At 66.6% G+C, this 23,703-nt stretch carries 21 protein-coding genes; 4 read left to right on the plus strand and 17 right to left on the minus strand.

The window, feature by feature from the left end; translation table 11 throughout:
* Nucleotides 1–29 precede the first annotated feature (29 nt).
* The 13 genes from OG386_RS35520 to OG386_RS35580 all read right to left on the minus strand — a co-directional run bounded on the left by OG386_RS35520 (nucleotide 30) and on the right by OG386_RS35580 (nucleotide 17,056).
* Nucleotides 30–2,084 (minus strand): hypothetical protein, encoded by a 2,055-nt coding sequence (locus tag OG386_RS35520; protein WP_328791471.1) that lies wholly within the window; start codon nucleotides 2,082–2,084, stop codon nucleotides 30–32.
* A gap of 141 nt (nucleotides 2,085–2,225) precedes the next feature.
* Nucleotides 2,226–3,992, minus strand: coding sequence for an AAA family ATPase (locus tag OG386_RS35525; protein ID WP_328791472.1), 1,767 nt, complete (start codon nucleotides 3,990–3,992; stop codon nucleotides 2,226–2,228).
* A gap of 418 nt (nucleotides 3,993–4,410) precedes the next feature.
* The gene (locus OG386_RS35530) at nucleotides 4,411–4,965 is read right to left on the minus strand and encodes a hypothetical protein (protein WP_328791473.1); all 555 of its coding nucleotides are present in this window, start codon (nucleotides 4,963–4,965) and stop codon (nucleotides 4,411–4,413) included.
* 168 nt (nucleotides 4,966–5,133) lie between these two features.
* On the minus strand, nucleotides 5,134–7,392 hold the full coding sequence (gene mobL, locus OG386_RS35535) for a relaxase MobL (RefSeq protein WP_328791474.1): 2,259 nt from the start codon (nucleotides 7,390–7,392) through the stop codon (nucleotides 5,134–5,136).
* Nucleotides 7,393–7,486: 94 nt separating this feature from the next.
* On the minus strand, nucleotides 7,487–8,530 hold the full coding sequence (locus tag OG386_RS35540) for a hypothetical protein (protein WP_328791475.1): 1,044 nt from the start codon (nucleotides 8,528–8,530) through the stop codon (nucleotides 7,487–7,489).
* Nucleotides 8,530–9,054, minus strand: coding sequence for a hypothetical protein (locus OG386_RS35545; RefSeq protein WP_328791476.1), 525 nt, complete (start codon nucleotides 9,052–9,054; stop codon nucleotides 8,530–8,532). Before OG386_RS35545 ends, OG386_RS35540 begins: the two co-directional genes overlap by 1 nt.
* 63 nt (nucleotides 9,055–9,117) lie before the next feature.
* On the minus strand, nucleotides 9,118–9,822 hold the full coding sequence (locus OG386_RS35550; protein WP_328791478.1) for a hypothetical protein: 705 nt from the start codon (nucleotides 9,820–9,822) through the stop codon (nucleotides 9,118–9,120).
* On the minus strand, nucleotides 9,819–10,607 hold the full coding sequence (locus OG386_RS35555) for a hypothetical protein (protein ID WP_328791479.1): 789 nt from the start codon (nucleotides 10,605–10,607) through the stop codon (nucleotides 9,819–9,821). Before OG386_RS35555 ends, OG386_RS35550 begins: the two co-directional genes overlap by 4 nt.
* Before the next feature lie 74 nt (nucleotides 10,608–10,681).
* Nucleotides 10,682–11,383 (minus strand): hypothetical protein, encoded by a 702-nt coding sequence (locus OG386_RS35560; protein ID WP_328791481.1) that lies wholly within the window; start codon nucleotides 11,381–11,383, stop codon nucleotides 10,682–10,684.
* A complete protein-coding gene (locus tag OG386_RS35565) occupies nucleotides 11,380–12,384 on the minus strand; it encodes a hypothetical protein (RefSeq protein WP_328791482.1) in 1,005 nt (334 codons plus the stop codon). Before OG386_RS35565 ends, OG386_RS35560 begins: the two co-directional genes overlap by 4 nt.
* A 193-nt stretch (nucleotides 12,385–12,577) precedes the next feature.
* Nucleotides 12,578–15,163 carry a phage tail tip lysozyme gene (locus tag OG386_RS35570; RefSeq protein ID WP_328791483.1) on the minus strand — a complete coding sequence of 862 codons (2,586 nt, stop codon included), beginning with the start codon at nucleotides 15,161–15,163 and terminating at the stop codon, nucleotides 12,578–12,580.
* A gap of 57 nt (nucleotides 15,164–15,220) precedes the next feature.
* Complete coding sequence (locus tag OG386_RS35575) at nucleotides 15,221–16,525, minus strand: hypothetical protein (protein WP_328791484.1); 1,305 nt, start codon at nucleotides 16,523–16,525, stop codon at nucleotides 15,221–15,223.
* Nucleotides 16,526–16,663: 138 nt separating this feature from the next.
* Complete coding sequence (locus tag OG386_RS35580) at nucleotides 16,664–17,056, minus strand: hypothetical protein (RefSeq protein ID WP_328791485.1); 393 nt, start codon at nucleotides 17,054–17,056, stop codon at nucleotides 16,664–16,666.
* A gap of 443 nt (nucleotides 17,057–17,499) precedes the next feature.
* Between OG386_RS35580 and OG386_RS35585 the strand changes: the two genes are divergently transcribed.
* Nucleotides 17,500–18,009: a helix-turn-helix domain-containing protein gene (locus OG386_RS35585; RefSeq protein WP_266843082.1), complete on the plus strand. Its 510-nt coding sequence runs from the start codon at nucleotides 17,500–17,502 to the stop codon at nucleotides 18,007–18,009.
* A gap of 635 nt (nucleotides 18,010–18,644) precedes the next feature.
* Entirely contained in the window at nucleotides 18,645–18,806 is a 162-nt protein-coding gene (locus OG386_RS35590; RefSeq protein WP_328791487.1) for a hypothetical protein, read from the plus strand.
* Nucleotides 18,807–18,933: 127 nt separating this feature from the next.
* Here OG386_RS35590 and OG386_RS35595 read toward each other — a convergent pair whose 3' ends face one another.
* Together OG386_RS35595 and OG386_RS35600 are read right to left on the minus strand one after the other, a co-directional pair.
* Nucleotides 18,934–19,518, minus strand: coding sequence for a hypothetical protein (locus tag OG386_RS35595; protein WP_328791488.1), 585 nt, complete (start codon nucleotides 19,516–19,518; stop codon nucleotides 18,934–18,936).
* A gap of 74 nt (nucleotides 19,519–19,592) precedes the next feature.
* Nucleotides 19,593–20,132 carry a GNAT family N-acetyltransferase gene (locus OG386_RS35600; protein ID WP_328791490.1) on the minus strand — a complete coding sequence of 180 codons (540 nt, stop codon included), beginning with the start codon at nucleotides 20,130–20,132 and terminating at the stop codon, nucleotides 19,593–19,595.
* Between the two features lie 955 nt (nucleotides 20,133–21,087).
* Here OG386_RS35600 and OG386_RS35605 point away from each other — a divergent pair.
* Together OG386_RS35605 and OG386_RS35610 are read left to right on the plus strand one after the other, a co-directional pair.
* Entirely contained in the window at nucleotides 21,088–21,444 is a 357-nt protein-coding gene (locus tag OG386_RS35605; protein ID WP_328791491.1) for a hypothetical protein, read from the plus strand.
* 27 nt (nucleotides 21,445–21,471) lie between these two features.
* Entirely contained in the window at nucleotides 21,472–21,762 is a 291-nt protein-coding gene (locus tag OG386_RS35610) for a hypothetical protein (protein WP_328791492.1), read from the plus strand.
* Between the two features lie 260 nt (nucleotides 21,763–22,022).
* Here OG386_RS35610 and OG386_RS35615 read toward each other — a convergent pair whose 3' ends face one another.
* A complete protein-coding gene (locus OG386_RS35615) occupies nucleotides 22,023–22,901 on the minus strand; it encodes an undecaprenyl-diphosphate phosphatase (protein ID WP_328791493.1) in 879 nt (292 codons plus the stop codon).
* A gap of 47 nt (nucleotides 22,902–22,948) precedes the next feature.
* Nucleotides 22,949–23,677, minus strand: coding sequence for a TVP38/TMEM64 family protein (locus OG386_RS35620; protein ID WP_328791494.1), 729 nt, complete (start codon nucleotides 23,675–23,677; stop codon nucleotides 22,949–22,951).
* Nucleotides 23,678–23,703 lie beyond the last annotated feature (26 nt).

Below are 23,703 nucleotides of genomic sequence, written 5' to 3' on the forward strand. Positions count from 1 at the left end.
GATCACCCCGTCGGTCATGACCGGATCGCTCAACGGATCAAGACCACCCCGACGATGAAGCCGGCCACGCCCATCAGGAGCGAGAGCGTGACGATCATGACGACGAGGATCTTGTTCGAGCGGCTCTGCATCTCGGAAGCCCGCGCCAGCTCGTTGGCGTAGGACTCCTTGTCGGCCTGCATCTCCGTCAGGCGTGCTTCGTACCGCTTGGCCACTGAATCCTCGACCGTCGACAGCTGCTTGAGCAGGTCGGTGACCCGCGTCACCTGGGAGTTGGTCTTCTCCTTCTCCAGGTCGAGGTTGTGCTGCCAGTCGGCGTCCCGAGTCGTCATCTGGATGATGGCGTCCTTGCGGTTGCGTTCGAGCTCGTCCTCCATCCGGCGGATCCGGTCGGCGTGCTCAGAGCGCACCAACTCCAGGAGGTCCCGCTGTTCCCGGCGCACGATGCCGACCTCGTCCGTGGTCCGCTGGTGCTCGGCCAGCGCCTCGTACTGGGCGATGTCGGCCTTGCGGTTGTCGTCGACGATTCGCTGGATCTCGGACTTCCACCGGTTCAGGCGCTCTTCCTCGGCCGCCAGGTACTCCGACTGCCGTTCGGCCAGCACCTCGAATACCCGCGTCTGCCCGGTCTGCATCTTCAGCGTTGCGTCCGACCGCCGGACCCGCAGGATTTCCTGCTGGTTGTGCGCGTGGGTATCCTCGATGTACCGCTCGATCTCGGTGACGGAGTCAATCTGCTCGCGCTCCATCCGCGAGCGGTTGCGCTCCTTGTACTGCAGCTCCGCCGAGAGCGCCGCCTGCTGGGCCGCCTTGGCGGCCTGCGCCTCGTAGTCCTTGGCGATCTCCGCCCGGCGGGCTCGGATCTTTTCCTCCCTCTCTGTCTGCCGCTGCTGGTGCTCAGCCTCAGCCGCGTCCTTCAACAGCTTGTACCGGGAGCCCTCGCGGTCGGTGGCCACCGCACGGATGACCTGCTCGGTGTGGGCCGACATGAGGTTGACGTAGAGCGCACGCAGCTCGACCTCGTGCGCGGAACGGAGCTGCATCAAGTCTGCGTTGGCCTGCCGGTTGAGCTGGGCGACCTGGTCCCCGAGCCACTCGGTCGCTCCCTCCGGCACGGCGATCTGTACGACCGGTGCGCCGATGGCGAAGGTCGCGTTGAACTCATCGAGCCGGACGTCCAGGTCCAGCTCCTCGGAGAGGAACCGGCGGGCGATGACATCGCGCACCTGGGCCTGATCGGCCAGCAGCACAGCGTCGCCGGCCTCCTGGTAGTCGCCTTCGACGCCGTAGCCGGCGTCGGTCTCGTCGAAGCCCTCGTAGCCGGTCACCTCGTCGCCGTCATGGTCCGGCCATGACTCGACCGAAGCGGTGCCCACGTCGTCCCCGTCGAACACGGGCGTGTCCACCCCTTCATCGTCGACGACGTCGCTGAAACGCGGCTCGTCGTCCAGGCCCTCGTCAGCCCCCTCGCCACCGGGGATCTCGTCGAAGATCGCATCCCCCTCGTCCTCCCAGAGGACCGCCGGGGCGGGGCCAGCGGTCCCAGCCTCGGCGACCAGGCCGCTGTGCTCTTCCCACGCCTTCTTACCCACGGCTTCTTCGAGGCTCGTGGTACCGGCAGCGACAAAGCGCGCCTCCGCGAAGGTCGCATCGTTCACCAGATCGACGAGCAGATCGCCGCCGGGCTTCTGCCACACGACGGCCCAGGCGTAGGTGGCACCGGTGAGCAGCGAGTACTCCTCCATGCGCGCGAGGGTCTCGTCGGTGGGGATGATGCCGAAGACCTCCTCTTCGATCATCTCCGCCGTGGCCACCGTGCGGATCTGGTCGGAGCTGATGAGCTCGATGATCGAGCCCTTCGCCTCGTCCCGGCCGTGCCGTTTGCTCAAGCCGCCGATCTCGTCGGCCGCAAGCACGAGCATCACCCAAGCCGTGCCGCTGGGAAAGACGAACGGAGTGTTCGACCGCAGCAACTCGACCGCTGCCGGGATCGCCGTCTCTCTCACCACGGAGGCCAGAAGCTCGTCGGGCTTCTTCTTCCGTTCCTTCTTCTGGCGGACCGCCGCCGCTCCCAGAATGCCCATTGATGCCGATCCCTTCGCCCAAAGAACACAGTCCGCCTGGTTTATGAGCATCCTATCGTCGCCTTGTCGGAGTAAGCAACTACAGGATGCCTAAGGGCTATCGACTCGTTAGTCGACTAGGTCCCCCCGGCCTTGGCCGACTCATCGCACCGCACTGACCTCGATGTGGGCATCGGAACTCAGCAGGTTCTTGTCGTCGCTGACCAAGTCGCCGACGACGTCGATGCGGATCCGTCGCTCTGAGGGGTGCTCGTTGAGGAAGGTCGCCACCGCGGTGGTGACCTCGTCGGTCAGCCTCGCCACGGCCGCACGCGCGCCGCCGGCATCGGAGTCGGTGTCACCCTTGTCCTCGATGAGGTACTGCAGGACCCTCGCATCGACGTCGACCCGCACGTTGTGCTTGATGAACACCTCCTGCACCATCTGCCGCAGCTTCTTCCGTACGATCTTCTGCTGCGTCGGCAGCGACAGCGGCTGGAAGGGTACGATCGCGTCGATGCGGCCCAGCAGCTCGGGCGGGAACCGGTTGTCGCCCGTCGTCGAGGAGATGGAGCGGCGGATCAGCTTCTCGTACTCCATCAGCTGTTTGCCCGAGCCGGTGTCGTCGGCGGCGTACTGCGAGATGCTCTTGTAGATCTCCGTGCCGGCGTTCGTCGTCAGAACGATGTACGTGTTGAGGAAGCTCACTTCGCGGTTGTTGTCGTCGTTGAGCCGGCCGTCGTCGAGCACCTGTAGGAGCACGCGCGTGACCATCGCCGAGGCCTTCTCGACCTCGTCGAAAAGCAGCACCGCGTGGGAGAGGTCCCACACCCGCTTGGTGAGTTCGGAGCGGAAGGCCGCGAATGACGAGTCCTCGGCGTACTCCGTCATGTCGAAACGGATCAGGTGCCGCTGGTCATCGCCGAACAGCAGCTTCGCCAGCTGCTTGGTGAGTTCGGTCTTGCCGACACCGGTGGAGCCCGTGAACAGCAGGCTCGCCATCGGCTTTCCCTTGTCGTTGAGGTCCGCCACCGCCAGCTGTAGGCGACGTGCCACCGCGCTGGTCGCCCAGTCCTGGCTGAACACCTTCTCGTCCAGCTGCTTCTTGATCTTCGCGCCGTCGACCTTGAAGGCCACGTTGACGTTCAGGGTCTCCATGAGCACGTCCGAGAGCAGGTCCCGGTCCATCGGCCGGTGCGTCAGGCGAGACCAGCCGACCATGGAGTCGAGCACGAGGATCGACTTGCGCGGTTGAGCGCTGGCCGGCATGTAGCGCTGGGTGTACTCGTAGATCTGCCGGAAGATGTGGTCGTCGTAGAACTCGTCAGCCACCCCGTATCGTTCGGCCATGCCCTGCAGGATCTTGATGGTCGTCGACTGGTCGGGCGGGTTCAGGTTGATGCGTTGCAGTCGCTCGACGAGCGGCTGGTTCGGCGAGATGTGCTTGTGGAACTCCTCGTAGGTCGTCGCCGCGATGATCCTGATGCCGCGGGTTCCCGATGCGGCGAGGACCGGCTTGATCGCCTCGACGGCGGCGTCGGAGAGCTGAACGACCTGATGGAACTCGTCGATGAAGAGGACCAGTTCGTGCCTCTCGTTTCTGACGAAGTCCTCGGCCTCGTCGAAGAAGCCCTTGAGGATCGCGGCCATGTTCTCGGCGGTGCCCGCCTCGGAGATCATGCGCGCCGGGTCCACCTCCAGGTAGAGGCGGTCCTTGTCCACCAGCATCGTGGCCTGGACCAGGGCCGTCTTGCCCGTGCCGGCCTCGGCCAACAGGAGCGCGTTGCACAGCTCGGGACGGCTCATCGAGGCCAGCAGCTGTGTCGTCTCATGCTCGCGGCCGACGATGTCGCGCGCGGCCTTCTTCAGTGGCTCCGAGAGCTTGGACAGGAGCCGGTAGCGCTCGTTGAGCTGCACCTCTTGAAACATGCCACACAAGACCTCTCGACAGGACTGCTGATTCAACTGCAATATCAGTCGAAACCTATCATGAGTCGTACTTGATAGGGCGTTTGATGGTGAGTGGGAAGGGCGCGCTCACTGGCTGGGTCGTGGATCGGAACCCGGCGGCCGCGCGATCAGTGCTCGACATCTCGTAGCCGTAGGTCGTGCACTCCAGTGGGTCAAGGCGATCGACTTGTGCGTCCAGATGCATGCGCTCGCGCGCGCAGCGCTGACGGTTTCGGTGGTGTGAGCTGGCCGGCGGGTAGGCGCCCCGTTGTAGCGGTCCAGCGAAGCCGTCATGGCCTGTTGCCCTATCCCGCTCGTGTCCCGTGCAGTCGAAAGGCCCCTGGATGTCATTCCAGGGGCCTTTCGCGTAAGGCTTAACTCGGCCTCGACCTTGGTCTCAGCCGGCCGTCGGCTGGTCGACCTCGACCTCGACCTCGGCTGCCTGCTCCCACTCGGTCTCGGGGGCCGAAGCCTGAGTCTGTGACTCCTTGGCCGCGGCCTCGGCCCTGCGGGCTGCGCGCATGGAGGTGAGTTGGTTGTCCAGCGTTTTGCTGTCGACCTCGAACTCGGAGGCCTCGACGGACTTGGTGTTGACCACCAGGCCGGTGCCGCGCGTCGAGGGCATCACATTGCCCTTGAAGCCGTAGACGGTGCCGACCTCGTTGCCGTCCTCGTCCAGGATCGGCTCGGTGTTCGACCCCGCGGCCTTGGTGATCTCCTCCATCTGACTGATGGAGTACGGGGCGCCGTTGTTGTAGCGGACCTTGCCGTCCTCACCCCGAACCCGATCGGACTTCAGATGCAGGTTCGTCTGATTCGGGCCGCGCGGATCTCGAGCGTCAAGCTGGACGTCGGCGTACTGGGACTTGCCATCCCTGGAGAAGCCCTTCTTGCGGACTATCGCGATGAGGTTGACTCCGGTCATCGCGCCCCTGCCCTTGAGAAGTGCCATGATCTCTTCCCTCCACTTGTTCCGACTGTCATCTGGCAAGTCGGCCGCGATCAGTCACATCGCCCGAACAAGGCGTTGAGTCCCCGCCGAACATTCTTCACGCTAGTACCCTTATAGGTCATTCGACAAGGCCGCTAACTAGCCTGCCGAGTTGCGCTTAGAAACGGATTAGATGGACGGCTGATGCGAGTCGAATGCCATCTCGGCGTCTGGTGTGGTCACAGCCTGATCGACTCGGGCCTGGACCCGCACGACGAGGCCGGCGTCCAACGAGGAAGCCTTGGATCGCCGCATCCGCTCGGCCTGCTCGCGCCCGGCGCGCAGCTCCGCGATTCGGGAACGCAACACGAGCGAGCCGGATCCGGCGCCCGTCTGCTGAGGCGTCAGCTCCCGGGAGACCCGTGTCATCGCCGCGACATCGTTCACCGGCAGATCGGGAATTGCCTCTGCCTGACCGGACTGGTCCAGGTAGTCCATCGCCGCCAGCAGCAGCCGTCGGCGATCCCTGGCCGTCTCGACGAAGGCCTGGTGTGCGCGCGGCCCGATCTTGACGTCGGCGACGAAGTCGTAGCCCAGGTGGTGTAGATCCAAGCCCTTGACCTCGTCGAAGTCATACGCGGCACCGACGACGACCTCGAAGTCCGTGCTGACCGCGTCGGTCTCCGTACTCGGCCGATCCGCGGCGCTCGACCCCACGCGCAGCACCAGGCCGGAGGAAGCGAGATCGGCCCGGAGGCCGTCCAGCTTCTGGTCATAGGACTGCTTCATCGTCCGAATGCGCGCGTCCAGCACCGCCCGGCCGCGCTCGCCCTCGGTCAGGAGCCTGCCGCCGGGCTGATCGTAGATGGTCCGGCCCAGGTTCTCGGCCTCCTCGGAGTCTTTCATCCGCTGCAGAGAGGCATCCGCGCGCAGGGTCATGAGCGAGAGCAACCGCTGTCCGTAGGCCGCCACGTCCTGTTGCTGCTCGCGCCATGCGCCTGCATCCCCGGCAAAGGGTAGGAAGTGCCGGTACTTGCTCATCAGCCTCCAGTGGTAGTCCTCCTCGAAGCGATAGAAGGCGTAGAGCGGGCGCGAATCCTCGGCGGCGGCACCGGCCTTCTCGGCCCGTTCCCACTGGTGAGCGAGATCGCGATAGACCCCGACCTTCTCCCGGTGATGCTGCAGACGTGAGGCGTAGCTGCGCAGCCGGAAGCCGAAGGAGACCAGATCGGCTTCCGTGTTCTCGTGGTCCAGCTGACGATCTGCAGCCAGCGCCGCCATCTGCTGATAGTCCATCCCCATGACTTCGAGCATCGGCGTGCGCACTCGCAGTTCCGACTCCTGCATGGCTCGCAGCATCTGGTAGATGCCGTTGACGGCGCGCTCCGTGATCTGCGTACGTCCCTGCTCGACCAGCTTCTGCCATTCCTCCGTGCTCAGATGCTCCTTCGCACGGCGCTCGTTCGCGTAGTCGACGATGCGCTCCATGGCCTCCGGCATCGGGGACCCAGCACGTTCGAGCTGCTCCTTCACGAGCTCGGTCACCAGCTGGTTCGCCTTGCGCATGCGAGCGTCGTTCGAGCCGGCGCGCCAAAGCGTTCGGTCCCCGGGCAGGCAGGCGAGCAGAAACTGCGGCAGGGACTCGGCACGGATTCGCTCGTGCGCCCACCGCTTGATGAAGGTGGTGACGTTGCGCCGCTCGTAGCCGACGGCGCTGGAGAGGTGAGCCACCGCCTGCTTCTCCTCGAGCCAGGCATCGACGCCGCGGCGGAGCCGGGACTTGTGCCGGTCCAGCAGCTTGCCGCGCTGTGTGCCGTCCTTCGTCACCTGGCCCCGGCCGCCGTCGACCATGGCCAGGTGGCAGTGCACATGCTCGGTGTCGACCTGGATGACCCCCACGTACCGCAGGTCGTCGAAGCCGCTGGTGCCCGAGCTCATCCGCTCCAGGCCGTACATGATCGCCATGCGCAGCTTCATCTGATCGATGTGGCCGCGGTAGTCACCGCGGGCTTCGCAGCGGAAGTCATCGTCGATGATCTTTTGCTTCCGCAGGTACTCCTCGTCGAAGGACAGCACGGTCTTCAACACGGTGTGCCCCGCGTCGAAGTAGTGCTGGATGTCCTTGCTGGCCGCCTTGAGCTGTTCGTCCGAGAGCGAGACCGAGCCGTAGCCGAAAGCCACGCCGCCGTCGCCTTGGGCCTGGCGCATCTCGTGCTTCGTCGCACCCCGCGAGATGCCGACGCGCCCGACGGCGGACTCCCGCGCCGTGTAGCGCAGGATGAAGTCGTCGGTGCGCAGGCGCTGGATCGGAGCCAGAGACTCCGTCGCCTGCGCGCGGGCCATGTACCGGGTGACGTAGTCGCCCGGCGTCGCGCCGCGCGATCCCGTGCCGCCGGGCAGCGGCACACTGAACTCATTCACGATCACGATGTCCTGCTTCAGGCCCATCGTCGCTCTCCTTCCCGTCTCGCTACCGATGCACTACGGCCCCGGCTGCTGTCCGCCAGCACCCGGGGCCGCGCACGCCGTGCCTGATCCGTTCTCAGGAGCCCAAGCCCTGCTCGTCGTCAACGCCGAAGTCCAGATCGGCCGCACGCTGGGCCACCTGGAGCTTGCGCTCGTCCAGGCTCGGGACGGGCTTGACCTCACGTCGCCGTGTCTCCTGCTCCTCCGCCTCCAGATCGAGATCCAGGTTCAGGCCGCGCTGCGCCTCACGGGTCGGGACCGAGGAAGCGGCCGGCACCTTCTGCTCTTCAGCCCTGTGCAGTGGTGTAGCCACGCGCTCCCGGTAGAGGTTCTCCGTGGTGCCCTCGGTGCTCGCACGCTCGGTCTTGTACTGCTCCCGTTCGGCGGCGATTTCCGCCTCGATCTGCCGCAAGCGTGCGTTCATGCCGTCAGCGACCGGCGCTGCCTCAGGCACGGGCGCTCCGACGACATTCTTGACCTCGGTGTCCAGGCCCAGCTCGTCCTCGGTGAACAGCGGGTTGATCGCGTCCGAGCGCGACTTCAGCCCACGTGCATCGACTACGGCCTCGGCCCGCGGGACGCCGTTCTTGGAGTGGTCGGCGAAGTAGCCGGCGAGGTCATAGCCGCTGGACTCGAGATCGATCTCCAAGCCCCCGATGCCGTGGACCTGGGTGAAGACCACGGGCACATCGCCTTCGGTCTGCACCTCCGACGGAGCGAGGACAAGCATGTCCGCCGTGGCCGGCAGCTCCCACTCGATCCCAGTGACCTGCTCGGGCACGGTGAAGCCACTCGTGAAGTATCCCTTGCTGGCCAGCGCCACCAGCTGCTGGTCGTCGAACTCGTAGAAGGCGTCCACCTTCTCGCCCTGGCCGGGGGAGTAGGTCACCTGGGAGATGCCGAACGGCAGGGCCTCGGCCGGGGTGACCGAGCGCAGCTCGCCCCTCATGTGCAGATACGGACGATAGTTCTCCTCCTTGCCCCGATGCTTGAGGTCGAGCGATTCGACCATGACGCCGAGCTCGACGACCACCCCCTCCAGCCGGTGCGTCTCCACTCCTCGTTCACGCAGGACACGGTGGGCCCATACGTCGTTCATCGTCAGTCCTGCGGTACGCATCACTTGCTCCTCTTGCGGTTGGTCTTGCTCTGGTTGGCGGTCCTGGTCGTGGACTTCGGTGCGACGTCGGCCCCGGTCGCCTCGCCCCGGGCGTCCCGGATCTTCGCGATCATCCGAGTTGCCCAGCGCCACATGCCGCGCATCACGACGAACTCGCCGGCGGCGAGCAGGGCGACCAGGAAGAGGAGCGGCATCAGCCACATGGCGATGGTTCCATCCGCGCTGAGCGCACCCTGGGATGCGCCCGACCGCTGGTGCAGCCATGCGCCCAGCAGCGGGAGGACGACCACGGCCGTGATGAATGCCAGCAGGTAGTCGGCGAGAAGGACGACGGCCCGGAAGAACCCCGCCCACACCACGACGGAGAACCTACCGGCCTGATTCTTCGGAGCCAGGCGCCGCCATCCGGTGCGCAGCTTCGAATCCTCGTGCTCCTGCTCAGGCTTCGCCGTGGTCTTCCTCGCCGCCGCGGCCGTGCTCGTCGGGACAGTCGTCTCGGTCTTCTCCAGGGCCTGAGTCGACATGTTCGTGTCCTTACGTCTCGTAGGGGTCTTCTGGGGTGCGTGCCGAAACGGTGGGTGCTTCGCTCACCGTTTCGGGGAGGGCTGTTCCTCGCTGGTGCCGACGAGGGCGTCGCGGGTCTTGCTGGAGGCCCGATAGGCGTCCAGCGACGTCGCCGTGCCGTCCTGAGAGGTGGAGTAAGTGAGGACCACGAACTCGCTCTTGGCAGCGCTGCTCTGATCCGGTCCGACGCGGACCGGATCGAGACGGGCCACCCCCGTGTAGGAGTAGTTCAGGCCCTGCACCCGACTCACATGAACGTCCAGATCAGCAAGCGCGTACGTCGTCCCGGCGCCCTTCGTGGCTCCGGTCGCAGTCATCCACTCCGGCACGAACTCGGTCAGTACCCGGGACTCGTGGTCGAGGAAGCCGTAGCGCGTGTCGAGTAGCGCCTGCTGCTCCTTGACGGTCCGGCTCGACGCCGAGCTGTCCGTGAGACTGAGCAGAAGGGACCGACCCGTCGTCCTGTCACGGTTCACCCGCTCGATGTCCACGCCCGGCAGCTGGGCCAACAGCGCCGTGTGCCGTGCTGCGAGCTCGGTCTGGGCGTTGCTGAGGTTGCCTTCGAGCTTCTGAACAACCGCGTTGTCCTGGATGTCCGACCCGGCCGGACCGTCGCCGAGCAGGCTGGCTCCGAGTGCGACCACCGAGAGCGCGAGCAGCGCCCCGGTGCCGCCGAGCAGGATCTTCCCGGCGTGCAGGCGCAACTTGTCCTTGATCTCCTCCTTCACGGTGCCTCCACCTCCTGCTCCAGAGCCTCGCCCGTGGCCGTTGTACCGGTCTGGATGTTCACGAACGCGTTGCGGACCAGGTCGTAGTCGGCGCGGGCCCAGGCCAGCACCGCCGGCTTCTCGCCCGCACCGGTCCTGGTCTCCATCGCCAGCCAGGTCACCGCGATGGTGCCGTCGTCGTTGACCAGGTAAGGCACCTGGACGGCCCACTCAAAGCCGGAGTTGAAGCTCATGGGGATCCCGACGCCGGCTGGTACGTCCTTGTCGCTGGCGAGCAGGTACCACGGGCCCAGGTCCTTCTGGTGTACCGAAGGGGCGAAGTAGGGGATGAGATTGCGTAGCGTCGACTGAGACGTCGCCGCGTCGAGCTTGCCGCCGTCTGCCGCCACGTTGGGCGCCAGGTAGCGGTAGTCGTTCTGCAGCTTCGCGACCTGACCGGCCGCCGTCAGGGCCGTGGTCAGACCACGGTCCGCGTCGTCGGCCTTCGGTAGCGCCGCAGTTTTCGCCTTGGTGATCCTGATCTGCTCCTGCAGAGAGGACATCTTCGGTACAGCCGTACCGCGCACCGCGCTCTGGCCGTCGGAGGTTCCTGCGGAGAGTACGAAGCACAGCAGTGCGGCCACACCCATGCTCAGGCCGGCCGCAAGGGTGGGCTTGCGCAGGCTGCCCGCGGGCTCCATGCGCTCAGGAGTGTCCGCACCCTCCTGCGAGGACCCGGACGTCGCGACGAAGCGCGTCTTGCGTACCGCGGACCCGCTCGACTCGTCGGTCTGTGTCGACGCCATTAGCCCTCAACTCACCGTTCCACTCGAATATCAGCATGACTCTATCAGTGAGGCGAGTCGAAAGGGAGTGTGAGTCATTTGGAATGGCGAGTCTCGCCGCTCGCTGGCACGCCGGAGAGGTTCGAGACCTTGCCCTGGGCGTCGACCGTGACGAAGAGCAGCGCGCGCCGGTACGCCGTGACACTGGCTTTGCTCGCCTTGTTCTGGGACGTCGCGTCGGAGGTGACCTCGACGTCGGCAAGGGCGGCGTAGGTGTAGACGCCCGCCTTGGCGTCGATGACCTCTATGTCCGGATCCGCGCCGAGGGCCGAGTTCAGGCCAACCGTGTCGATGTAGTAGTAACGCCGCCCTTGGGAATCCTCGTTGAACCTCGACGGGGGCATGAACGACTTCAGGAACATCTCGTTCTCGGTGAGGCCGAACCGACTCTTCAGGCTCTCGCGCGCAGCCTCGTAGCTCTGCCCCGAGTCCCACGTGAAGACCATCGAGAGCAGCGACCTGATGCGCTCACCGTCGGTGCTCAGCCGGCTCTGGCTGACACCCAGGGCCGCCATAACGTCCGCGTTCACCTGCTCAGCGCGACTCTTCTGGACTGCCATCAGGTGTCCCTCGACATCGTTGATCTGGGCTTCCTGCTCAACCAGGGTCGCGTGCTGGCTGCTCCAGGTCGCTCCGCCAACCGTCGCGACGACCGCGAGGACCGCTGCCGTCCCCAGGACCGTGAGGTTGCGCCGGAAGAATCCCCGCCGCGTGGGTGCTGCCGTCTGCTCCGTCATCGCTTCCCGCTCTCCTCCTGTGTCCCCGTGCCACTGAGCTCTGTCCCCGTGCCGCTGAGTTCGGGTACTCCGGACCCGGCCGGCATCTTGACCGCCGGGTTCTCGTACTGGGCCCCAGCGGCGGTTACCACGAGGGCCAAGTGGTCGAAGGCCCCCGCCGTGCCATTGCGCACGTAACGCGCGCTCGCCCAGGCGAGCACCTCGCCGCTCGTCGTATCCCGGCACAGCCAGACGACCCTTGCCTGGTTCGTCGCGCCGGAGCCGCCCTTCACGCTCAGATCGGGCGTCACCGTCTCGACCTTCCATGCGTACGTGCTCGGGTCAGCTGCCTTCTCGCCGTCGTAGCGGATGTACCAGGCGTGGCGCGGATCGATCTCGGTGGTCGCATCGAACGGCGTCAGCGACGAGGTGCTGTACGCCTCCTTGTCGCTGACGAGGAAGGAGTCCTTGCCGAACAGCGGCGCCAGGTCCCGTCGGTGCTCGACGATTTCCAGCGCGGCCTGGTTCGGAGCCCCGTTGTTCGGGCTGGGCTGGACGCTGGCCTGGTGGTACAACGTGGCGAAGGTCTGCTCACCCGCCGCGACCTTCTTCGCGTCGGCGGCTGCCGCCTCGGCGAGCTTTGACAACTGCGCGCCGGCGTCCGCCTTCACGGGCGTGGACTGGGCATCGGCCAACTGTTCCTTGAGTCGGACGATCCGGGCCTCGTAGTCCGCTGTGGTCGCCTTGAAGCTCTCGCCGGTCACGCCCGCAGCGACGACCAGGGCGAGGATCCCGGCACTCATCACCGCGGTGACGCCGCGGCGGAGCAGGCGCGCGTTGTCCGCTGGGGCGCGGGCCTGGCCCTTCTCGCGCTGGCGCGTCATCCAGCCCGCGAAGCGCTCTTCGAGCTCTACTCCGGTGACCTTCGTGTACGTCTTCGATACCGCGGGCTTCTCCTCGGGCATCGACTCGCTCTCCTGCTCCGCTCCGGCGCTCTCGGACTCGTCAGGGGTTGTCGTCACGCAACGCTCCTCACTCCGCATTGCTCTCATAAACGAACCAAGCCTATACCGAAAGCCATTCATGGCCGAGTCTGAATCCATTCAGAAAGGGCGTCGAAGGTGGAACTGGCGCGCGGACCTGACTCGGACACGAAGAAGCCGGTGCCCGGATCGCCGAGCACCGGCTTCTACCTCCCAGGTCAGATGCTGCGCATCAGGCCTTTTTGATCTTGTCGGAGGTGAGCATCGCATCCGACATATCCACGAACTTCCAGCCCTGGGCAGCCAACCGCGCCGCGCTGTCGACGCGGACCCGGCCCATGTAGGCGCAGTAGCCAGCCTCACCGAGGATGACCTTGTCCCCCTGGACGCCGAGCACCACGAGGGTGTGGCCGACGGGAGTGGATCCCGGCCCGGACCCGACCGAGTAGGGGACAGGGGTCGACTGCAACGTCTTGCCGGTCTCCCTCGCGATCGTGTAGGCCGTCTCCTTGCCATCACCGGACGGGTAGGCCTGGAACGTCGTGTACTTGTTCACGAAGTAGGTGGAGAAGCTCACGCAGTTCATTGCGTGGTTGTCGCCGCAGGAACCAGGGCCGCCGCCCGGACCGTACCGGTCGTCGAGGAACTTGTCGCCCTCCTTGTTGAAGAGGTCGACGAGGGCCTGGGCCTCCTCCTGCGTCATCCCGCCGTCCTTCGGCGAGACGGAACCGCCGTCCGTGGAGGTGCAGTTTCCCAGGATCGTGTTGATCCCGTTCGCTATGTTCTCGATGATCCCGCCGACGATGTCCTCGACGCCACCCACGATCGAGCTGTCGACCGACCAGCCGCTCATCTTGCCGAACCACATCTCGGCCTTGTCGCCTCGTGCAGCGACCCCGGCCGCGCCGTCAGCGGAGCGCTCCCAGTTCTCGTGAAAGTGCAGCGCTGCCGCACGCGGCGAGCCCTGCGACTTCCTGAGCATGTCCTTGAAGACCGCAACGTCGCCCGGGTTGTCACCATCGACCATGAAGGCCAACTGGGCCTTGATCGTGAACCAGTCGACGCCCTTGCCCTGCGCGTACTGGCGCAGCAGCGTGTTGCGGCCGAACGTCCACTGCCCAAGACCGATACCGTTGTCCGTGTTCTGCGCGGCGCTGGCCTTCGCGGCGGTCATGGCATACGTCCCCGTCGGAAAGTTCTGCACACTCGTCGGGTCGATCCCAGACTCCTGCGACCAGTTTCCGAGGATGCCCGCGATGTTCGCCTTCGGCATCCCCCAACTACTGAGTACCGAGTAGATCTCCTTGGCGTTCTTCTCCACGTCCGCCGGGACGGTGGCACCGGAACCGTTGCCGACGCTACCCGCGTTGACGACGCACGCCGCCCTGCTCGCGTTGATGCCGCCCTCGGTCAACGCCGTCGAGTTGAGGACACCGGTCAAGACCGCGCCCAGCAGGGCCACGGTGGCAGTCACCGCGACCACACCCGACATCGCTGCCGCCACAGGGGCCATCGTCGCGGTGACGGCGATGCCCAGGACCGCGCCGGCCCCCTTGGCTATGAAGCTGCCGATCGCCACGAACGGCGCAGCGATCGCATGACCAACCGCCTTGACGATGTTGACAATGAGCATCCACAGCAGCTTCCCGGCGTTGAGGGCCATCGCCATGGCTGCGAAGAACATGGACTTGAGCCAGTTCAGTAAGGCCATGGCCATGATCACGCCCATGGCTGGCGGAGCAGCAGCCGCACCACCGCCGACGGCGGCGCCCTTGGCCGCCTTCGAGCCCAGGCCCTCGCCGTCCTTCGTCGCACCGCGCTCGTAGCCCGTGCCGCCGACACCCAGCTCGCGCTGGTCGGCCGGCTTGGCGTCCGGGCTGCCGCCGGTGGCCTTGGACACGCCCTTGACCGCGTCCTGGGCCCCCTCGACAGCGACGTTCTTCGCTGCGCCAACGGCGGCTCCCGGAAGCCCGCCAGCCTGTGCGCCGGCCACGGCACCGGAGACAGCGGCTCCCGCGTAACGCCCGGCGTTGCGACGGGTCGCGCTGCTGCCGTCTCCTTCGATCGCCTTCTGGGTCGCGCCTCCGGCCAGGTTGCCGGCGACGCCGTTCATACCCTGCTTGAACGTCGCCCCGGCCTTCGCGGCCCCGGAATTCGCGGCCTCGGTATTCGTCGCTCCGGCCTTCGCGGCCCCGGCGTTTGCGGCCCCGGTAGTCGTCGCTCCGGTAGTCGTCGCTCCGGGATTCGCGGTCCCGGTATTCGTCGCTCCGGTAGTCGTCGCCCCGGGATTCGCGGCCTCGGTATTCGTCGCTCCGGGATTCGTCGCTCCGGCCTTTGCGGCCCCGGCTTTCGTCGCCCCGGCTTTCGTCGCTCCGGCCTTTGCGGCCCCGGCTTTCGTCGCCCCGGCTTTCGTCGCTCCGGCCTTTGCGGCCCCGGCTTTCGTCGCCCCGGCTTTCGTCGCTCCGGGATTCGCGGCCCCGGCCTTCGCGGCCCCGGTAGTCGTCGCCCCGGCCTGCGCAGCCCCAGCTGTCTTGCCTGCGGTGCCTGCACTGTCCGGTATCTTCGACCCAGCCTCCGACATCTTCGGCGCAGTGTTCGCCGTGTCCGATGGGCCAGAAGGACCGGAAGAATCAGCTTCCCGCCCCGGGAGCTGCTTGGGCACGGTGGCCTTACCCGAAGGAGGCTTCTCGATGCCCTCCTTATGGCCGAGGCTCTTGGTCCCGCGACCCTGCCGGGGCATCCGCTGACTCACCGACGCGTCCGGCTGGTCCTTCGTCGTCCCCTTCTTGGAGCTCCGATTCGGTTGGTCGGCGGCCATGCTGTTTTCCTTTCCGGCTCAATCCAGGTAGCAGGGTGCGACACTTCCTCGCCGCGCTCAGTGGAGCGTCGTGAGGAAGTCCTTGTCGTCGCGAATGGTGCTGTTGGACTGCACGTCCCGCAGACTCACGTCCAGTCGGAGTAGGTCGAGCGAGAGATCCGACTGGTACTTGGACTTGTTCCTTGAGTAGTTCTGATACGCCTGTGAAAGGTTGTTCATGATGTTCATGAGCGGGCGCATCGTCACGTCAGAGGACTGGTAGTCCTTGGTGAGGCTGGTGCCGTCCGAGAGAATCCACTGCATGTCCGAGACCTGCTGACTCGTCGGATCTGAGCCCTCGTCACGCTTCTTGGTGAAGAACTGGGCGTAGCTCTGTCCGGCTGGCGTCAGGGCATCGAGGTAGCCGTCGTAGACGTTGCCTGTGCGCCAGTTGAGGTCGAAGCCGCCGGGGGCGACGTGCTTGGTCTGCAGTGCCAGCGTCGGGACACCGTCCTTCGCCTCGGCTGCGGAGACGCCCGTGATCTTGTCGGTGGCGATCGAGGCCGGAACGGTCGGCGGACGCAGGAACAACCCGTCGATCTTCGTCGTCTGCAGGTCGGACGTGTAAGACCGAATCTGCGTCAGATTCGCGCGCATCTCGACGAGCTTCTGGTCCAGGGCGTTCCTGGCCTCGGTCTCCTTCTCCTTGAGTGCGACCCCGTAGTAGGCCTGCGCGGGATCGAAGGTCGGAGCGTTGAGCGCCGCGATTTTCTGGACCCCGGACGCACCGGGGTTGAAGAAGACCCGCCACTGGTCGTACTTGGAGAAGGTCTCGTCGCCGGCCAGCTTGCCGCTGCTCTGCTTCTGCTCCGCTCCGGGCGCGGTGAGTTCGGCATTCGCACGGACCGTCAGATTCAACACCTGACGGTCGAAGGGCCGGTCGGCGTTCAGGAGGACCCCGATGTAGCCGGTCGAGCCGAAGGCGTAGAGGGAGCCCTTGATCCCGCTGGTGCTGACCGGCTCGCTGTTGAGCGAGGTGTCCGACCCGAGCAGGAACGCTCTGTAGTCCGCGGCGTTGTACGAGATCTGAGCGGTCGGGCTGAAGTGCATCATCACGAGCGCCTTGTTGCCGCTCTCGTTGGTGTAGACCCCGTCTACGGTGCCTTCGAGATTCGTCTTCGACGTTTTGAAGTCGCGGGTGTACAGCGCCGTCTGCGACAGCGAGTCACGCTCCGCCTGGTATGCCGAGACCCCTGATGCGCCGATCGAGATCGCGCCCGTGACCGCGAAGATGCTGAAGAACACCCCGAAACGCTCGATCGCGTGGTGCGAGTCAAGCTTGAACTTCCTACTGAAGGCCAGCGCCTTGTCCTTGATCCCCATGTTCTGCTCTCTTTCGCGCGTGCACCGTGCTGCGAGCCCGGATATGGCGAACCGGGTCGGAAGAGGCCTTGCACCTCAACCGACCCGGTTCGCTCGATGCCTTTGTCACCGTTCGTGTGCGCGGTCTGTGGCGGCCCCCTACTTGGTAGGGCCGCTCAGGAATCCGCTGACCTGGTCGACGGTCCGCACGATCACCGTGGCGCCGCCGAGATCCGTAATGGTCTTCTGGCCGCCGGAGCCGATCGTCGAGATCAGCGTCCACCCGCCGGTGCTCAAAGCTCCGCCGACGAGGATGAGGAGCGCGATCGTGCCCCAGCCCTGCTGTTGGCCAGCGGACTGCGGGTTGGCCATCAGCTTCTTGATCAAGAGCACGCCGCCCCAGACCAGGCCGACAACACCGAGCAGCATGAGTGCAGAGCCTCCCCAGAGCTGGACCTGGGACTTGGCGTTCGTCAGGAAGCTGGTCAGGTCCCAGGCGGCGCTCGGCAGGGATGCCTGTGTGAGGACGGCTGCCCCGTAGGTGTTCGGCATACTTCTTTCCTCTCGCCTTTCGATTCATTCAGTGGCGTGACATCGAGTCGCACCGCAACAAGCGCAGACTGCCTGCCGTGGCAGGTGGTGATAGGAGCTGAGGCGATCGATGACGTCCATCGACGCCTCTTGTCGACTCGTATACGTGTGCATCTTGAGTGGTCAATCTACACCATTCGAATGGTGGAGCGTAGGGGTGCGCCAGGGCCTGTCGATAGACGGCCGAAAGGGGCTCGGAAACGAGGCGAATCGGCGTCGCGGCGCGTGGTCGTAGAGGTGGCGCGTGGCCGTGGAGGTGCGGCGGAGGCCTGTGGAATCCGCAGTGCGAGATGTGTAATGTGCCGCTCTAGCACTGCTGCGACGCTGGCTTGCTCGGTTCCGAGGTGGGCCGCCCCCACCTACCCCCGTCGATCGCGATCTCGACCAGGAAGTGTCAAACCGCCATGAATCCACTGCCCGGTGACCTTTTCGCCCGCCGGCTTCGCCAAGAGCGCGAACGCCTCGGCATCAGCCAGGCAGAGCTAGCGCGCCGTATGGCCGCACTGCTTGGCACGAACGTTGACTCCACCGCCATCACGCGCATCGAGCAGCAGACCCGTGCGGTCAGGCTCGACGAGGCGGTCACCGCTGCCGAGGCTCTCGGGGTTCCGCTGATCACACTGGTCAGCGACAACTACGCCCGGGAAAACGAGGCTGAGATCCAGAAACAGCTCGCCGAGCTCGCCATCGCCGAGCAGGAGCAGGAGAGGCTGCGGCAGAAGATCCACCGGATCACCCAGACCATCCAGCAACTCTCCGCCGAGCGGGAGGCCTTCCGCTCTCACGCGCTGAGCGTCAACCCTGAAACCGCCGGCGACCACGAGCTCGACCCTGAGCCCCAGGCCTCTCTCGATGTCCGGATGCGTGTTGTCCGCAACAAGCCGGCCGGAGAGGGGACAGGCCTAGGCGCATGACGCTGCTGCGGGCGGCCGGGTTGAACTTCCGGTCGCAGACGTTCACCGTCTCGGTTTCCGCCACCGGCCGGCCTGCACGATCTCCTCGGTGCTCGCGCCGTTCCGCCTTATCCGGGTGACATGACCAGCCCGCAGGCTGTGGAAGTCGTACGCCGACGGATCCCTCCCGGGCCCTCCCATGTGCCGGTGCGGCATCGCGTGCAGCGCGTCGCCGCTCACGCCGGTCGTGTGGATCCGTGCGTCCCTTCGAATGGGGGGCGTCGCCCGCGGCAAGGAGTGGACGACCAAGGTCCGCTGCTGATCAGCCCCGCGTGGCCGGCGGCGTCGAAGACGTGCGCGTCGAGTCGGCGCCCGTACGAATGCCGCGTGATCGTCCGCCGACGCCCATGGGCATTTCATGTAGTAGAGGCCGCCACCAGTGCGCCCCACCGGTGAACCGTGCACGGCGCGCAGGTCGATGGTGCCGGCTCGGACGGCGTGACAGCGGCGTCGAGAAGCACATGGTCCTGGTTGGCCTTCGGCTGGCCACGGGCCCATGGATCCCTCTATCAGATGTAGCTCCAGGCCGTGCAGCCGCACGGCCGCAGTGTCCCGCATCGCCGAGACTGTCGGGCGGTGCAGATAGGATCGTAGGTATGGGAATTGACTGGGAAAACATCCTCGGAACAAGCGGGAACGGCCTCGACGAGGCATACGACAGTGCGGTCTCCTCGGTCGTCTACGGCGATACCCAGGACGACGACCGTCAGCCACTCCCAATCGGCGAAGAGTTCGACGACACGGATGGCCTGCGCTGACCTGAGGGCGCACGCAGAAACTGCCCGATGAGCCGGGGTTGTTGCTGGGCTTGGTCGCCTGAAGTAACGAGTCGCCGCACGATCGGGCTTGGGATGTGCTGACCTGGCGGTTCGACTCGGGGGTGGATCAGCAGGCCGTTGCGCGGACACGATCGGGTTCCGCGCTCGGCCTGCTGCGGGTTGGGCGCTTGGCGCTGCGGTCGGAGACCAGGGCGCCGATTGCGGCGATGACCTCGGGCAGGTCGTCGCGCTCGCCGGTCCAGCGTTGTAGCGACCGCCACTGCTCGACCTCTGTGTTGGCATGCTCGACCACGAGCCGCCGTTGGGGTTGGCGGCGGCGCGCATGGCCGTGGAAGTTGCGCTCGGACGGCCCGGCGTCCGTCGCTGGCTTCTTCGGCGGGGCGCTGACCTGGCCGGGGTCGTCGCGGGCCAGGCCGGCATAGCCGGAATCGACTTCGGCTTTCACGTTCGGGTGCGGACGCAACTGCTCCTCGCGGCCCTCGGTGCGTACTGCAGTGACATCGTGCGTCCGGCCTGGGCGGATCGCCCCGAGCCACAGCGATCGGCCATGGCCACGCCGCTTGGTCAGCTCAGACTCTCGGGCTGCGGTCCACGGCCCGGCCAACTCGGTGATCAGTGCACCCAGGTGTTCCTTCGAGATCCCGCACAGGGCTGAATCAGAACAGGCCGCGCGGGCCCAACTCGACTTCACACCCCAGATGATCCCGCGCGGCTTTCGCCTCGGACACCAGGGCGGCTGCCGGAGCCTGACCACCGACGCCCCGATCATTCAGGCCCGGGCCGGTGCGCCCATTCCTGGTCGAGGATGCCGAAGACTTCGGAGTCACGCCAGCCGTCCCGGATCAGCGCGGTGTGCCGGTGTCGACCCTCGTGGGTCATGCCGAGCTTGCCCAGCACCCGGGCCGATGCGACGTTGCGAGGATCGCAGGTCGCATAGATCCGGTGCAGTGCCCTCAGCCCAAACCCTCTGCCGAGAAGTTCCCCGCCGATGGCTGTGCCCACGCCTCGACCCCACACCCGAGGATGTACGAGATAGGAGATCTCGCCCTGACGGTGGGCCAGGCTACGGACCTTCAGCTCGCCGATACCGACGACTTCACCGTCGAGGCAGGCCGCATACACGAATCTTGCCTGCGGGGACTGCAGCCGGGCATCCACCGCGCCTTGGACGAAGTCCCGCGTCTGTTCCTCGGTGTTCGGCCCCCACGCCTGGTAGCGGCAAGCCTCCGGCAGGCCGGCGAAGGCATGCACAGCGTGGAAGTCACTGACAACGAGCTCGCGCATAGTCACCGAGGTTTTGATCACGAGCCGATCCTGTCAGGCCACAATCGCCGAATACCAGCACTCGAGTCACGGGGCTCCTACGCGATCAAGGTCGCGTCGTGATCGTGCGGCTACTCGTAAGCCTGCGCGCGCTGACCGACGGGGCGACGCCGACCGGAGGAGCCTGGATCGGCAGCTGGGCGGCACGCACCCGAGCCCCGGTTCGTACCCCTGAGTCCTTTGGCTACGAGGACTGGTGCGACTCGCGGGGTCTGGCGAGCACGCCAACGTGATCAACTCGGTGCCGACATCACCAGTCCGACTTCAGTAGGACCCGCCCAGTCGGCGGGGTGCTCGTGCGCTACGCCGCCTTGACCAGGTCGGCGCGGGTGGCCTTCTCCCACTTAACCAGGAGCCGTTGGTACTCCGCCGCGCGCCGGGGTGTGTCGGGTTCCTCCATGAGTCGTCGGATCGCCGTGTTGAGTCGATCAACTCGCGGCCCGCCCTGACGAAGAAGGGCGGCGAACTCGTCCTCACGGAGACGGCGCGGAGCGTGGGGTGTGAGTTCCAGGCCAAGCAGTTCGAGCGGGCCGGCTACACGGTGACCATCGTGTCCCGCCTCGCCACGAGCCCGCTCCGGCTTGCCGTCGGGGTGTACGTGCCGTCCCGCGAGCAGACGGAGGCGAAGGCCACTAGGAAGCACACGTTCCTGGAGGGCCTGGCCGCCGCGCTCCCCACCGGGGAGGCGGCCACCGCCTGGTCCTCGGGGACTTCAACATTCTGGAGCCGGAGCACGTCCCGAAGTACCGCACGTTCCAGGTGCGGGAGTACGCGTTCCCCACCGGGCCCGCCGCGGCCGGCTACCGGGACGTCTTCCGTCTCCTGGCCCCTGACGCCCTGGAGTATTCCCGGGTGGGGCGCGCCGGGGACGGCTACCGCTGCGACCACGCCCGCGTCTCCCGGCCCCTCGCACGCCACGTAGAGGACTGCCCGGTACGTGTATGAGCCGCGCACCAGCGAGGACCGGCTCACAGACCAGTCCGCACTGACGGTCTCCCTGGCAATCCACACCACGGCGCCGCTGCGAGTGAACGACCCGGACGCCGCGGACGTCACGGCGTCGGCGGCGTTCCAACCCGAGAAGATCGGCATGAAGGTTGAGACCTGGGAGCACGTGACGCGGCTGCGGAAGTGGCTCGACATGAACGCGGCCCCGACGTTGGCGGAGGACGCCTGGCTCCTGCGCATGCTCAAGATTTCCGAGGAGCTGGGGGAGGTCGCGGAGGCCCTTCACGGGACGCTTGGCGTCAACCCGCGCGAGGGTGCGTTCCGCGACTGGGGAGACCTCGCGTAGGAACTCGCGGACGTCATCGTGACGGCCATGGCCGCCCTGGACACCGTGAGCCGGGACGGCGCGGCGGTGGTGGAGCACCAGCTCCAGGGCCGCGCGCCGGATGACATAACGGCGGCCGGGGACATCCGGCTCCTCCAGGCCCTCGCGATCAACGGGGACATAGGTGCCATCGCCACCGCCGGGTACGGCGCGCTGGGCACCGGTCCGCGCGGCGAGGCGGTCGAGATCACGCACGCGTGGGAGGACATGGAGGCGCGCCTCGGCCTGCTCATCCTCACTGGACGACCTCACCGGCGATGTCTGGGACACGGTGGATGAGCGGCTGCGTTTCCTCGCGGTGAAGGTCGCGGCCTGGGCCGGACACGAACCTCAGCTGACCCGCTCCACCCTCTGTACGGAAGGGCCCGCACGGCTTGCCGTGCGGGCCCTTCCGCGTCATCCCCCGCTTTGCGGACGCGCGCGCCGCAGTGGGAGTGCGTCCCGCCTCCCAGGTGGGAGACGAGTGGGAGATGATCACGGCGTGGTGATGCAGTCAGGCGCTAGGAAATGCTGGATGGTGCTACATGTGCGGCCCGGGATCAGGACCCGGACTCGCCCGCGTGCGGGCTCAGCACGTCCGTGCCGATCAGCACGAACAGCACGATGCCCAGGAGGATCCGGTAGATCACGAAGGGCATGAAGCTCTTGGTCGAGATGAACTTCATGAACCAGGCGATCACGGCGTAGCCCACGAAGAAGGCGATCACCGTCGCGAAGATCGTCGGACCCCAGGAGATGTGACCCGGGTTCTCCACCACGTCCTTGATCTCGAACGCCCCCGAGGCCAGCACGGCCGGGATCGCGAGGAGGAAGGAGTAACGGGCCGCGGCCTCGCGGGTGAAGCCGAGCAGCAGACCGCCGGAGATCGTCGCGCCGGACCGGGAGACGCCGGGGATCAGGGCCATCGCCTGGCAGACACCGAAGATCAGACCGTCCTTGACGCCCAGCTGCTGGAGCGTCTTGCGCTCGCGGATGGCGCGGTGGCGGCCGCCCTCCTCGTCGCGGGCGGCCAGGCGGTCGGCGACGCCGAGCACGATGCCCATCAGGATCAAGGTGGTGGCCGTCAGGCGCAGGTCACGCGCCGGGCCCACGATCGCGTCCTTGAAGACGAGGCCGAGGACGCCGATCGGGAGCGAGCCGACGATCACCAGCCAGCCCATCTTGGCGTCCTGTTCGGAGCGCAGGGCCTTCGTGTAGAGCGAGCGGAACCAGGTGGAGACGATCCGCGCGATGTCCTTGCGGAAGTAGATCAGCACGGCGGCTTCGGTGCCGATCTGGGTGATGGCGGTGAAGGCCGCTCCTGGGTCGTGCCAGCCGGCGAACGCCGCGGTCAGCCGCAGGTGGGCGCTGGAGGAGATCGGGAGGAACTCCGTAAGCCCCTGGACGAGACCGAGGATTAGGGATTCGAACCAGCTCATGTCGGGGTGCGCTCGTCCTTGTGATCGTCGGGCAGTTCCGTCCGATGCTATGGCCCGTGCGAAGCGCCAGTGACCACAGGGGGGTGCTGGGGCGACAGCTCGGGCACCGGAGCCGGTGTCCGAGGGGGTACCAGGCGGTGGCGCTTGCGCCATCCGACGACCGCGCCGCCCACCACGGTGACCACGATGAAGCCGAACGAGACGAGGAACGCGGGCGATCCGGGGGAGTCGGCGCTGGCCCCCGCGACCACGTACGCGGCCGTGTTCGGGACGACACCGATCGCCGTGGCGAGGAGGAAGGGGCCCCAGCCGCACCGCGACACCGCGGCGCAGTAGTTGGCCACCTGGAAGGGCAGTCCGGGGAAGATCCGGACCGCGAGGATCGAGCGGAAACCGTGCCGGCTGAGCTGGCCGTCGGCCGCCTGGAGCCAGCGCCCGCGCAGGAACGGTCGCAAAGCCTCCTGGCCCAGGATCCGGGCCAGGCCGAAGGAGATCGCGCCACCGAGCACCGTGCCGCCGACCGCCGCGACGAGGCCGAACTGGGTGCCGAAGACGGCTCCCGCGGCCAGGTTGAGCAGGGGGCGCGGCACGAAGGCGGCCGTGCACACACCGTACGCGGCTGCGAACAGCAGGACCGCCGTGCCCACCGGGAGCCCCGGGGGCCAGCCCTCCGAGAGGATGCGCTGGGGCTCGTACAGCAGCACGCACACGCCGGCCGTTACGAGCAGCACGACGAGCACCGCCAGCCGGGTCCGCGGCGCGAGGAGGAGGGACATCCCGGGAGACTAGCCCACGTATACAA

Origin of the sequence: Streptomyces sp. NBC_00273 (assembly GCF_036178145.1) — a bacterium.
GTDB lineage: Bacteria > Actinomycetota > Actinomycetes > Streptomycetales > Streptomycetaceae > Streptomyces.

Excerpts from the sequence above, each read along its gene's own strand:
- OG386_RS35520 (WP_328791471.1), bottom strand. The coding sequence starts at position 2,084 with ATGGGCATTCTGGGAGCGGCGGCGGTCCGCCAGAAGAAGGAACGGAAG.
- OG386_RS35525 (WP_328791472.1), bottom strand. The coding sequence starts at position 3,992 with ATGTTTCAAGAGGTGCAGCTCAACGAGCGCTACCGGCTCCTGTCCAAG.
- OG386_RS35530 (WP_328791473.1), bottom strand. The coding sequence starts at position 4,965 with ATGGCACTTCTCAAGGGCAGGGGCGCGATGACCGGAGTCAACCTCATC.
- mobL (WP_328791474.1), bottom strand. The coding sequence starts at position 7,392 with ATGGGCCTGAAGCAGGACATCGTGATCGTGAATGAGTTCAGTGTGCCG.
- OG386_RS35540 (WP_328791475.1), bottom strand. The coding sequence starts at position 8,530 with ATGCGTACCGCAGGACTGACGATGAACGACGTATGGGCCCACCGTGTC.
- OG386_RS35545 (WP_328791476.1), bottom strand. The coding sequence starts at position 9,054 with ATGTCGACTCAGGCCCTGGAGAAGACCGAGACGACTGTCCCGACGAGC.
- OG386_RS35555 (WP_328791479.1), bottom strand. The coding sequence starts at position 10,607 with ATGGCGTCGACACAGACCGACGAGTCGAGCGGGTCCGCGGTACGCAAG.
- OG386_RS35560 (WP_328791481.1), bottom strand. The coding sequence starts at position 11,383 with ATGACGGAGCAGACGGCAGCACCCACGCGGCGGGGATTCTTCCGGCGC.
- OG386_RS35570 (WP_328791483.1), bottom strand. The coding sequence starts at position 15,163 with ATGGCCGCCGACCAACCGAATCGGAGCTCCAAGAAGGGGACGACGAAG.
- OG386_RS35575 (WP_328791484.1), bottom strand. The coding sequence starts at position 16,525 with ATGGGGATCAAGGACAAGGCGCTGGCCTTCAGTAGGAAGTTCAAGCTT.
- OG386_RS35580 (WP_328791485.1), bottom strand. The coding sequence starts at position 17,056 with ATGCCGAACACCTACGGGGCAGCCGTCCTCACACAGGCATCCCTGCCG.
- OG386_RS35585 (WP_266843082.1), top strand. The coding sequence starts at position 17,500 with ATGAATCCACTGCCCGGTGACCTTTTCGCCCGCCGGCTTCGCCAAGAG.
- OG386_RS35590 (WP_328791487.1), top strand. The coding sequence starts at position 18,645 with ATGGGAATTGACTGGGAAAACATCCTCGGAACAAGCGGGAACGGCCTC.
- OG386_RS35610 (WP_328791492.1), top strand. The coding sequence starts at position 21,472 with ATGGCCGCCCTGGACACCGTGAGCCGGGACGGCGCGGCGGTGGTGGAG.
- OG386_RS35615 (WP_328791493.1), bottom strand. The coding sequence starts at position 22,901 with ATGAGCTGGTTCGAATCCCTAATCCTCGGTCTCGTCCAGGGGCTTACG.
- OG386_RS35620 (WP_328791494.1), bottom strand. The coding sequence starts at position 23,677 with ATGTCCCTCCTCCTCGCGCCGCGGACCCGGCTGGCGGTGCTCGTCGTG.